The sequence below is a fragment of the Salinicola peritrichatus genome (genome assembly GCF_003206715.1).
Taxonomy (GTDB): domain Bacteria; phylum Pseudomonadota; class Gammaproteobacteria; order Pseudomonadales; family Halomonadaceae; genus Salinicola; species Salinicola peritrichatus.
In genome coordinates, this window is the sequence record NZ_PZJU01000056.1 from 1 (window position 1) to 10,963 (window position 10,963).

A 10,963-nucleotide genomic window follows, 5' to 3' on the forward strand; every position below is an offset into this window, starting at 1 on the left:
ACTTGACCACTACAAACCTTGCCTCTCCATTCGCTTAGGGAAACACTGCATAAATGTCTGCGCAGGCGAATCGCTGCGTTGCGCGATGCTCGAAAACTCGCCTAACCCATGTTATGTCTCGTCTTCTGTGCTCCGTGCGCCTTGCGTTTCATCCTGCTCGTCGATTTATTCAGCGTTTCCTTAGTGCAGAAAAAAGGCGGCGTCCAATAATGGACGCCGCCCGATCTTTCCCAGGAGCTGCTGTCGCTTCATGCACGGCCGCGCCAGAGCCAGTTTTCGCGCGGCTCCGGACGCGTATCGATTAACCGGCGGCCTGCATGGTCAGCGCAGTATCCAGCATGCGATTGGAGAAACCCCATTCGTTGTCGTACCACGCCATGACCTTGACCAGGCGGCCGTTCACCCGGGTGTGGTTGGCATCGAAGGTTGAGGAATTGGCGTCGTGGTTGAAGTCGATCGACACCAAAGGTTCGGAGTTGATGGCCAGCACCGGCGATGTCGCCGCGGCCTTTTCCATGATCTGGTTGATCTCTTCCTTGCTGGTCTCGCGACTGGCGTTGAAGGTCAGATCCACCAGCGACACGTTGATCACCGGCACGCGTACGGCGAGACCGTCGAGCTTGCCGTTGAGTTCCGGCAGTACCAGGCCGACCGCGGCGGCGGCACCGGTCTTGGTCGGGATCATCGACTGGGTGGCGCTACGCGCGCGGAACGGGTCCTTGTGATAGACGTCAGACAGGTTCTGGTCGTTGGTGTAGGCGTGCACCGTGGTCATCAAGCCGTTTTCGATGCCGACGCTCTGCTGCAATGCCTGGGCCACCGGCGCCAGACAATTGGTGGTGCAGGAAGCGTTGGATACTACCTTATGCTCGGCCTTGAGCACCTGCTCGTTGACCCCGAAAACGATGGTGGCATCGGCGTCGCTGCTTGGCGCCGAGATCAGCACTCGCCCCGCCCCCGCTTCGATGTGCTTGGCAGCGGCATCGCGCTTGGTGAACAGCCCGGTGCACTCCATGACCAGATCGACATCCAGCGACTGCCACGGCAGTTGGGCCGGATCGCGCTCGGAGAGGATGCGAATGCTGTCACCGTCTACGCTCAAGGTATCACTGTCGTGAGTGACGTCGAACCCGAAGCGGCCGTGCACGCTGTCGTGACGCAGCAGATGGGCGTTGAGTGCCGGATCGCCGAGATCGTTGATGGCGACGACCTGGACCCGGTCGCGGTAGCCGTTTTCGTACAGGGCACGGAGCACGTTGCGGCCGATGCGGCCAAATCCATTGATGGCGACGCGCAATGTCATGTTGCTCTCCTCTTGATGAGACGTTGTAGGGGATCGCGGAGCGGCGACCGGAAGTGACCGAACCGAAAGCCATCGATGCGAATCGGCGCTGACGATTCCCGCGAAACTACTGACAGTCTAGAACATTGGAAAATGAAAGAATATTACCCCGAAAGCCTAATACTAACGATACATTCACGACTGCTAGGCAATCTTTTTGGTAAGTTTACCAAATAACCCTGACAGCTCGATGAGGCAGACCATGACGCTCAATCCCACCGTCGATCGCGTAACGCGGCGCATCGAGGAACGTTCCGCCGACCGGCGGCGTCTCTACGAAGAGCGCATGCAGCAACAGCATCGTCGCGGCGTTCACCGCGCCGAGCTCTCGTGCGGCAATCTGGCCCACGGTTTCGCTGCCTGCAACGCCGGCGACAAGAACAGCCTGAAACTGATGAACAGTGCCAACGTGGGCATCGTTTCCTCCTACAACGACATGCTCTCGGCGCATCAGCCGCTGGAGCATTTCCCCGCGCTGATCAAGGAAGCCGCCCGCGGCATGGGCGGCACCGCGCAGTTCGCCGGCGGCGTGCCGGCCATGTGCGATGGCGTGACCCAGGGGCAACCCGGCATGGAGCTGTCGCTGTTCTCCCGCGACGTGATCGCCATGGCCACCGCCGTGGCGCTGTCGCACAACATGTTCGACGGTGCACTGTATCTTGGTGTGTGTGACAAGATCGTGCCGGGACTGTTCATCGGCGCCGCGCGCTTCGGCCACCTGCCGGCGGTGTTCGTTCCGGCGGGACCGATGCCGAGCGGCCTGCCCAATGCCGAGAAATCCCGCATCCGCCAGTTGTATGCCGAAGGCAAGGTCGGCCGCGACGCCCTGCTCGAGGCGGAATCCGAGTCCTATCACAGCCCTGGCACCTGCACCTTCTACGGCACCGCCAACTCCAACCAGCTGATGCTGGAGATGATGGGGTTGCACATGCCCGGCACCTCGTTCGTCAACCCCGGCACGCCGCTGCGCGACGCCATCACGCGTTTCAGCACCGAGCAGGTGATTCGCTTGAGCGCACAAGGCGGCGACTATCATCCGTTCTACAAGCAGATCGACGCCCATGCCATCGTCAACGCCATGATCGGTCTGCTGGCCTCGGGCGGCTCGACCAACCACACCCTGCACCTGGTGGCGATGGCCGGCGCCGTGGGGCTGACCATCACCTGGGACGATTTCGCCGAACTGTCGACAGCGATTCCCAGCCTGACCCGGATCTATCCCAACGGCCAGGCCGACGTGAACCACTTCCACGCCGCCGGTGGCGTCAGCTTCCTGGTACGCGAACTGCTTGCCGCGGGCCTGATGCACGCCGACGTGCGCACCGCCTTCGGCACCGACATGCACGCCTATACCCAAGAGCCGTTCCTGGATGGAGACCGCCTGGTGTGGCGCGAAGGCACTCGGCACAGCCTCGACGAGGAGATCCTGCGTCCGGTGTCGCGTCCGTTCTCGCCCACCGGCGGCCTGGCGGTGCTTGACGGCAACCTGGGCCGCGGCGTGATCAAGGTCTCGGCGGTCAAGCCGGAATTCCGCAAGGTCGAGGCGCCGGTGCGCATCTTCGACGACCAGAGCCAGGTCAAGGCAGCGTTCGAAAGCGGCGAACTGGACCGCGACGTGATCGTGGTCGTGCGCTTCCAGGGCCCCCGCGCCAACGGCATGCCCGAGTTGCATCAGTTGACGCCGTTCCTCGGTGTGCTGCAGGATCGCGGCCACAAGGTCGCGCTGGTCACCGACGGGCGCATGTCCGGCGCCTCCGGCAAGGTGCCGGCGGCAATCCATGTCACACCGGAAGCCACCGACGCCGGACCGATCGCTTATCTGCGCGATGGCGACGTGGTTCGCCTCGATCCCGACAACGGCGTGCTCGAAGCGCTGGTGGATGCGGATGTCTGGGCGAGCCGTGAACCGGCGACCTGCGACCTGGATCACTATCATCACGGACTGGGGCGCGAACTGTTCGCCGGTTTCCGCCAGTTGGTCGGTGGTGCCGAGGAAGGCGCCGCCACCTTCGGCGGCTTCGACGCCGCCGATCTGCCCGGAGGGCCCTCATGACGACTCCCGCCTTGATTGGCGACATTGGCGGTACCAACGCACGCTTCGCCCTGGTCACGCCGGGCAGTGTCGAGTTGCAATCGATCGAAACCCTGCCCTGTGCGCGCTATCCGGGCCTGGTCGAGGCGATTGCCGACTACTTGAAGAAGGTGGGCGCCGAGGCGCCCCGGGAAGCCTGTCTGGCCTTCGCCTGCCCGGTGCACGAGGACTGGGTCAAGATGACCAACAACGACTGGGGTTTCTCCAAGCGCCAGGTCGCCGAACAGCTCGGGCTGTCGAACTTCAAGGTCATCAACGACTTCACCGCCCAGGCGTTGGGCATTCCGCATATTCAGGAAGACGAACTGGTCAAGATCGGCGAGGGCGAGGCCGAGGAACGGCGACCGCGGCTGGTGATCGGCCCCGGCACCGGCCTCGGCGTGGCCGGCCTGGTGCCGAGCCGTCGCGCCTGGATCCCGTTGACCACCGAGGGCGGACACGCCACCTTCGCCCCCACCGACGCACGCGAACGTCAGTTGCTCGACTACTTTCGCGCTCGCTACGGTCGGGTATCGATAGAACGCCTGCTGTGCGGCCAGGGGCTGCTCGATCTCTACTTCGCCCACGCCGCCCTGCTCAACGTGACACCGCACTACAATACGCCGGCGGAAGTCACCGGTGCCGCCCGCGCCGGTGACCGTGTCGCCCGCGAGACCTTGATGCGCTTCATCAAGATTCTCGGCAGCGTCAGCGGCGACGCGGCGCTGACGCTGGGCGCACTGGGCGGTGTCTATCTCTGCGGCGGCATCACGCCGCGCCTGATCGAATGGCTGCCGCGCAGTGATTTTCGCCGCGCCTTTGCCGACAAGGGCCGCCTGAGCGCTTACAATGCCGGCATCCCCACCTGGGTAGTGACGGCGCCGTGGACCGGTCTGCTGGGCGCGGCGGAAGCCCTGCACAACGAGGAAGTGACATGATCCCCGACACGCTGAAGCAGTTGGTCGAAGCGACCGATGGCCAGCGAGAAGCCGAATGGGAAGGCCGCCGAATCCTGATAATCAGGGCCGCTTGGGGCGAGCTGGCGATATCGCTGCAGGGCGCACAAGTCCTGCATTATCGTCCTGCCAACGATAGCGACGACTGGCTTTGGGTAACGCCGACGCCACAGCCGATACCGGGAGCGATCCGCGGTGGCATTCCGCTGTGCTGGCCATGGTTCGCCGATGAGTCGCCGGACGGCAAGGGGCCGATGCATGGCCCGGCGCGCACCGCCCAGTGGCGCATCGACGCCATCGACGAAGACGTCAGCGGTAGCGGCGTCGAGATTCACCTGTCGCCGGAAACCTCGCTTCACGACCAGTTGACCCCGAACGCGGTCGTGCACGCCAACGAGCGCCTGCTCAGCGTCGAGCTGTTCACCCGCCACACCGGCAGCACCCCGGTGAAGCTCACCGGCGCACTGCATACCTATTTCGCCGTTGCCGATACCCATCGCTGTCGCGTGGAAGGCCTCGCCGGCGCGCGCTATCTGGACAAGCTCGAACACTTCACCGAGAAAGATCAGCAGGGCGAGCTCGGCATTCGTGGCGCGCTCGATCGGATCTATCAGTCCAATCGCCCGCTCATACTCGACGACGGCCGGCGCCGGCTCCAGATCACCAAGCAGGGCAGCGACTCCACGGTGGTCTGGCACCCCGGCGAGGACCTGCCGAGCGATACGCCGGCCTCGGTCGGCCAGCGCTTCTTGTGCGTCGAGGCGGCCTGCACACGGGTCGACCCGGTGTGGCTGGTTCCCGACGGACAGCATCTCCTGGCCACCACCATCGTGCGAGAGGTAGCCTAGGCGTGAGCGACGATCTGGTCTTCGATTCGCCCTTCATCCTGGGCATGATGCGTCTCTACGAGCGCCCCGAATTCGACGATGCCGACAAGCTCGCCGACTGGCTGGAAGCCCGGGTCGAGCAGGGACTGCACTGGTTCGATCACGCCGACAGCTACGGCAATCATCAGGGCGAGCAGCGTTTCGGCGAGGCGCTGGCCCGCCGGCCTTCGCTCAAATCCCGCATTCGCGTGGTGACCAAGGGCAACATCGTGTTGCCGCAGCGCGATCGCTCCCCCTTCGGGGTCAAACACTACGATACCTCCGAGCGCTACCTCACCGAGGTCATCGATAGCTCGCTTTCCCGCCTGCGAGTCGAACGGCTCGACCATTTCCTGCTGCACCGCCCCGATCCGCTGATGGACGCCGAGACCACGGCCCGCGCGCTCGACGACGCCATCGATGCCGGCAAGGTCGGCGCCGTGGGGGTCTCCAACTTCCTGCCGGAACAGTGGCGACGGCTTCAGGCGGCCATGCGCCACAAGCTCGGTGTCCACCAGCTCGAACTGTCGCTGGCCCATCCCGACGCCCTGTTCGACGGTTTCTACGACGCCATACTCGCCGACGGCCTGGCACCGCTGGCGTGGTCGCCGCTGGGTGGCGGCTCGGTGTTCGAGGATGTACTGGGCACGGCATTGTCGCGCCTGGCCGAGCAGTTGAACTCCTCCACCGCAGGGCTTGCCCTGGCCTGGCTGCGGCGCCTGCCGGGACGACCGATCCCGGTGATCGGAACGTTGAATGAAAGGCGTATTGATAACCTGCTGTTGAGCGGTAATCTCGAGCTCGATCGCCCCACCTGGTTCGCGCTGCTCGAAGAAGCCCGCAGCTACCGGGTGCCGTGATCTGGTCGGGCGCGGCCACATCGCCGCGCCTTCGTTGAGCATTGAGAGAAGAGAGTCGGCAAACCATGACCCCCATCATCGCCTTCGGCGAAGCGCTCGTCGATATGTTGTCCAGCCGCCTGGGCGACGACAGTGGGCCCGAGACCTTCACTCCCTATGCCGGCGGCGCCCCCGCCAACGCCGCCGTTGCCTGCGCCCGCCAGGGACTGCCAAGCCTGTTTCTCGGCATGATCGGCGAGGATCGCTTCGGCGATTTCCTGGTCGGCGAACTCTCCGCCTACGGCGTCGATACCCAGCACGTCGTGCGCACCCGCGAGGCACGCACCGCGCTGGCCTTCGTTTCGCGCGACGCCCACGGCGAACGCCGGTTCGACTTCTATCGCCCACCCGCCGCCGACCTGCTCTACCGTCGCGAACATCTGCCATCGGGGATCTTTACCGAACCGGCGCTGGTGCATCTCTGCAGCAACAGCCTGACCGACGCCCAGATCGCCCGCACGACGCTGGACCTCGCCAGCATCGCGCGGCGCGGCGGCTGCCTGATCAGTGTCGACGCGAACCTGCGCCCGATGCTGTGGCCCGAGGGACGCCTCGATGTCGACCTGGTCGAACAACTGCTCGAGCGCGCCCATCTGATCAAGCTATCGGCCGAAGAACTGGACGTGCTGCGCGGAGACCGCAGCGTCGAGGAGTGGGTCAGTGCCCGCCTCGTCCGCGGTGCGCGTCTGATCGTGATCACCGACGGCCCCGGGCCGGTCATCGCGCATCTCGCGGACCGCCAGCTTCAGGTCACACCGCCCAATGTCCAAGCCGTGGATACCACCGCCGCCGGTGACGCCTTCATCGGCGGCCTGCTGGCGTCGCTCTCCCGCGACGAGGTGACCTGCGAGACATTTTCCGATTGGCTTGCCAACGAGCCCAAGCTGACCGAGGCGCTGGTCTTCGCGTGTCGCTGCGGTGCTTTTGCCGCCACTCGCGCCGGCGCGTTCGTCTCGCTCCCCGGCACCGACGATCTCGCCGACCTGCCCCAGTGAATGCCTCACCTTATTGAACGCGCGCGCCGGCTTCGGCCGGCGCTACCTACGCCTATCGTCTAACCGACCTTCGCCGCCTCTCGATCTAGGCGCACTCACCTATCTACCAATTAATTTCCGCGCATTGTGGTTACATTCAACACTTGCGTTTGAACAGTAACTTCCGTTCAGCCTACTTACTTTGCTGAAACAACTTAGAACTGAATGGCTTTGCTATACCGCACATCGGTATAGAGAAGCGCCGCCATGCTCTTCAAACAATTATTTACTAATATGTAGATTTCTGTTTCAGAGCATTACAGTTTCCGAAACTGCTTTCGATTAAGCAAACCCCGCCGTCAACCTATCAATACATGACGTGCTGCGTGCGACCAAAGTTGGTATCTATACCTATATGAATTTATTTTGTGATCACATATCTTTTATCCATAGAAAGGAGAACCATAATGAACAGCGACGAATCGAAGCTGCCGCATCTCACACAGGTGTCGCGAATCACACTAAAGGATCAAGTCTATCGACAACTACGCGAGGCATTGATGAGCGGCCGTTTCAAGCCTGGCCAAAAGCTGACTATTCGTGGGTTGTCGGAGGCACTTGGCGCTAGCCAAATGCCAGTACGCGAAGCACTGCATAGGCTAAGCGCAGAAAATGCCTTCAAAGAAACCAAGACTGGGCGCATCCGTATCCGGTCGATGAATACGGCTACGCTGCGGGAAATACGAGATGCCCGCGTTGCGCTGGAAGGCCTCTTACTCGAGCGGGCTGCTCGACGTCTGAACGATGAAGACATGACTGAGATCCGGCAGGCATATGACGATCTGCAAACCGCGGCCAATGCAGGTGACACCCAGCGTTACCTGCGGACTAATTTCGCTTTTCATCGTCGAATTTATCAAGCCGCCGACGCTGAGCTGACCATGGCCGCAGTTGAGAATTTCTGGCTCCACATGGGACCGTGTTTCGCACTAGTCGCCCCTGATAGCCAGCATCTTGAACGTTCCATGTTAGCTCATTCCAGAATCCTAGAGGCTCTGTATGAGCACGACGAGGCGGCTGCTCGGGCTGCAGTAACCGAAGACATCATGGAGGCTGCCGCCTCTCTCGAAACGCTTCTCAAGCAATTGAATTTTCCTGATAGAAAACGATCCGCCCAATAGGTGAAATCATGTCGTTACTCTCCCAAATGCTTCCTCCTGAAGGCTTACATGTTCTGATCTCCGCGGGAGCCTCCGGCATCGGTGCAGCGCTAGCAGAAGCTTTTATCGAAGCAGGAGCAAAGGTTCATATTTGCGACGTCAATGAACAGGCAATTGGCGAATTTATAGCAAAGAATCCGTCTGTCGTGGCTACCCATGCGGATGTATCGGATGCCGCGGCTATCGCCCAAGTCTTTGCTGAGCAGCAACGTATCGGTGGATTGGACGTGCTGGTCAACAATGCTGGCATTGCCGGACCAACTGCTGGCATCGACGCTATAGACGATACCGACTGGCAGGCGACGATAGACATCAATCTCAGCGCTCAATACCGCTTCGCGCATCATGCGGTACCGATGCTCAAGGCATCCGCTCACGGCCAAATGCTGTGTATGAGTTCGGTCGCCGGCAGGCTCGGCTACGCCTGGCGAACACCTTATGCGGCGACAAAATGGGGTGTGGTTGGATTAATGAAGTCGCTGGCTGCTGAACTCGGGCCAGACGATGTCAGGGTTAATGCGCTATTGCCTGGCATCGTCGAAGGCCCGCGTATGAATGGTGTGATCCGCGATCGAGCCAAGCAAGCTGGTGTTCCCGAAGAGCAGATGACCGCCGAGTACCTCAACAAAATTTCCCTGCGGCGCATGGTGACCGCCAACGATGTCGCAGCCATGGCGCTGTTCCTTTGCTCCCCGGCAGCACGCAACATCACCGGCCAAGCAATTAGCATCGATGGCAACGTCGAGTATCTATAACCAGCAACCCAAGAGAAAACGTCAATGACTAAGACACGCCCCGTCATTATTACCTGTGCGGTAACCGGCGCTATCCATACGCCTTCCATGTCTCCATACCTTCCCGTTACTCCTGAGGAAATCACCGAGGCTGCGCTCGATGCAGCTGCAGCCGGCGCTGCGATTGTACATTTACATGCACGCAACCCAGAGACCGGAAAGCCCAGCCAGGATATTTCCCTATTTGATCAATTTCTACCAGTCATTAAAGCAAAAAGCGACGTAGTTATTAATCTCACTACTGGTGGATCTCCTACCATGCCGGTCGAAGAAAGGATGCAGCCAGCGCATCACTTCTCGCCCGAGCTAGCCTCTTTAAATATGGGCTCCATGAATTTTGGACTCTATGAAATGCTAAAGCGATTCAAAGAATTCAAGCACGATTGGGAGCATCCGTATCTGGTCGAGAGCGACGATCGAATTTTCAAGAACACCTTCCGAGATATCGCCCATATACTTGAATCTTGCAGTGCCAATGACACCCGGTTCGAGTTGGAGTGCTACGATATAAACCATCTTTATACGGCATCGCATTTCCTTGACCGTGGCCTCCTGAAGACACCGTTATTCATCCAGTCAGTGTTCGGTCTCCGGGGCGGCATCGCCGGGCATTTTGAAGATTTCATGCATATGCGCAGGACCGCTGATCGGTTGTTCGGAGACGGCTATCAGTGGTCAGTGCTGGGAGCAGGTCGCAACCAGATGAATCTTGGTGCCATGTCGGTAGCCATGGGCTCTAACGTCCGTGTCGGCCTGGAAGACTCTCTTTGGGACGGACCGGGCAAGCTAGCGGCTTCTAACGCCGATCAAGTTCGGCGAATCCGCACCATCATAGAAGCACTCGGCCTGCGCGTGGCTACACCCGAAGAAGCTCGAGAAATGCTCGGCCTAAAGGGTAAGGAACGAGTCAATTTCTAGGTCGCTTCAAATGTTCAATAAAGGAGAGCGTCATGCAAATCGATATCGTGGCGGATCTAAAAACCACGCTAGGAGAGGGCCCGCTCTGGGATGTCGACCAGCAGCGGATCTACTGGATTGATAGTTTCGACGGCCGGATCTTCCGGGCAACCGAATATGGCGGTGAAATCCGTGCTTGGGAAGTCGGCCAGAAAATCGGCTCCATGGCGCTACGTGCCGATGGAACGCACGCACTGGCAGCTCTGCAGAACGGGTTGCATGACGTTGACCTAGGTGACGGTACCGTAACGTTGATCGTCGATCCAGAATCCGACAAACCGGGAAATCGTCTCAACGACGGCAAGGTCGATCGCCAGGGCCGTTTCTACTTCGGTGGTATGGACACCAGCGAGAAGTCCGCCTCAGCTGGGTTATACCGCTACGACCCAGACGGCAGATTAACTTGTCTGCAGACAGGCATCGTCTGCTCAAACGGCCCCTGCTGGAACCCTGACGGTACGATCTTTTACTTCGCCGACACCTGGGCTGGAGAGGTTTGGGCCTACGATCACAACCCCACCACGGGCGAAATTTCCAATCGTAGAACATTTATCACAGTCGATACCTCGAGCGGAGGGGCAGCCGATGGGGCAACTGTGGATGCAGAGGGTTGTATCTGGCAGGCGTTGGTTTATGGGGGCAAGATCATCCGTTACACGCCAGCCGGCGAGATCGACCGGATCATTGATATGCCGCTGAAAAACGTTACCAGCGTAATGTTTGGCGGCCCAAACCTGGACGTGCTGTATGTCACGTCCATGGCAAATCCACCTCTGCCAGGTTCGCCCCGCGATGGACAATGTCGTGGCGCATTGTTCGCCATTACCGGACTCGGCGTCAAAGGCGTGCCCGAGCACCGCTTCGCTGGGTAAATAACTAATTTC

10 protein-coding genes are annotated in these 10,963 nt (G+C 60.7%); 9 read left to right on the forward strand and 1 reads right to left on the reverse strand.

Annotated features, from left to right (window positions below; genetic code table 11):
• Nucleotides 1-301 precede the first annotated feature (301 nt).
• Nucleotides 302-1,303 carry a type I glyceraldehyde-3-phosphate dehydrogenase gene (gene gap, locus DOM57_RS18395; RefSeq protein WP_110650643.1) on the reverse strand — a complete coding sequence of 334 codons (1,002 nt, stop codon included), beginning with the start codon at nt 1,301-1,303 and terminating at the stop codon, nt 302-304.
• A gap of 241 nt (nt 1,304-1,544) precedes the next feature.
• Between gap and edd the strand changes: the two genes are divergently transcribed.
• The 9 genes from edd to DOM57_RS18440 all read left to right on the forward strand — a co-directional run bounded on the left by edd (nt 1,545) and on the right by DOM57_RS18440 (nt 10,951).
• Nucleotides 1,545-3,395, forward strand: a complete 1,851-nt coding sequence (edd, locus tag DOM57_RS18400; protein WP_204353033.1) for a phosphogluconate dehydratase — start codon at nt 1,545-1,547, stop codon at nt 3,393-3,395.
• Nucleotides 3,392-4,351 (forward strand): glucokinase, encoded by a 960-nt coding sequence (glk, locus tag DOM57_RS18405; RefSeq protein ID WP_110650645.1) that lies wholly within the window; start codon nt 3,392-3,394, stop codon nt 4,349-4,351. The genes edd and glk overlap by 4 nt, the downstream gene beginning before the upstream one ends.
• Complete coding sequence (locus DOM57_RS18410; protein ID WP_110650646.1) at nt 4,348-5,217, forward strand: D-hexose-6-phosphate mutarotase; 870 nt, start codon at nt 4,348-4,350, stop codon at nt 5,215-5,217. The genes glk and DOM57_RS18410 overlap by 4 nt, the downstream gene beginning before the upstream one ends.
• A gap of 2 nt (nt 5,218-5,219) precedes the next feature.
• Nucleotides 5,220-6,095: an aldo/keto reductase gene (locus tag DOM57_RS18415; RefSeq protein WP_239496316.1), complete on the forward strand. Its 876-nt coding sequence runs from the start codon at nt 5,220-5,222 to the stop codon at nt 6,093-6,095.
• A gap of 65 nt (nt 6,096-6,160) precedes the next feature.
• Nucleotides 6,161-7,129 carry a carbohydrate kinase family protein gene (locus tag DOM57_RS18420; RefSeq protein WP_110650647.1) on the forward strand — a complete coding sequence of 323 codons (969 nt, stop codon included), beginning with the start codon at nt 6,161-6,163 and terminating at the stop codon, nt 7,127-7,129.
• 446 nt (nt 7,130-7,575) lie between these two features.
• On the forward strand, nt 7,576-8,289 hold the full coding sequence (locus DOM57_RS18425; protein WP_110650648.1) for a GntR family transcriptional regulator: 714 nt from the start codon (nt 7,576-7,578) through the stop codon (nt 8,287-8,289).
• 8 nt (nt 8,290-8,297) lie between these two features.
• Nucleotides 8,298-9,083 (forward strand): SDR family oxidoreductase, encoded by a 786-nt coding sequence (locus DOM57_RS18430; RefSeq protein ID WP_110650649.1) that lies wholly within the window; start codon nt 8,298-8,300, stop codon nt 9,081-9,083.
• A 24-nt stretch (nt 9,084-9,107) separates the two neighbouring features.
• Nucleotides 9,108-10,040 carry a 3,5-dioxohexanoate:acetyl-CoA acetone transferase gene (gene kce, locus DOM57_RS18435; RefSeq protein WP_110650650.1) on the forward strand — a complete coding sequence of 311 codons (933 nt, stop codon included), beginning with the start codon at nt 9,108-9,110 and terminating at the stop codon, nt 10,038-10,040.
• Nucleotides 10,041-10,072: 32 nt separating this feature from the next.
• Nucleotides 10,073-10,951, forward strand: a complete 879-nt coding sequence (locus DOM57_RS18440; protein WP_110650651.1) for an SMP-30/gluconolactonase/LRE family protein — start codon at nt 10,073-10,075, stop codon at nt 10,949-10,951.
• Nucleotides 10,952-10,963 lie beyond the last annotated feature (12 nt).

Bases quoted from the DNA above. Each gene is read 5' to 3' on its own strand.
- kce (WP_110650650.1), top strand. From the start codon at position 9,108: ATGACTAAGACACGCCCCGTCATTATTACCTGTGCGGTAACCGGCGCT.
- edd (WP_204353033.1), top strand. From the start codon at position 1,545: ATGACGCTCAATCCCACCGTCGATCGCGTAACGCGGCGCATCGAGGAA.
- DOM57_RS18420 (WP_110650647.1), top strand. From the start codon at position 6,161: ATGACCCCCATCATCGCCTTCGGCGAAGCGCTCGTCGATATGTTGTCC.
- DOM57_RS18430 (WP_110650649.1), top strand. From the start codon at position 8,298: ATGTCGTTACTCTCCCAAATGCTTCCTCCTGAAGGCTTACATGTTCTG.
- DOM57_RS18440 (WP_110650651.1), top strand. From the start codon at position 10,073: ATGCAAATCGATATCGTGGCGGATCTAAAAACCACGCTAGGAGAGGGC.
- DOM57_RS18410 (WP_110650646.1), top strand. From the start codon at position 4,348: ATGATCCCCGACACGCTGAAGCAGTTGGTCGAAGCGACCGATGGCCAG.
- DOM57_RS18425 (WP_110650648.1), top strand. From the start codon at position 7,576: ATGAACAGCGACGAATCGAAGCTGCCGCATCTCACACAGGTGTCGCGA.
- glk (WP_110650645.1), top strand. From the start codon at position 3,392: ATGACGACTCCCGCCTTGATTGGCGACATTGGCGGTACCAACGCACGC.
- gap (WP_110650643.1), bottom strand. From the start codon at position 1,303: ATGACATTGCGCGTCGCCATCAATGGATTTGGCCGCATCGGCCGCAAC.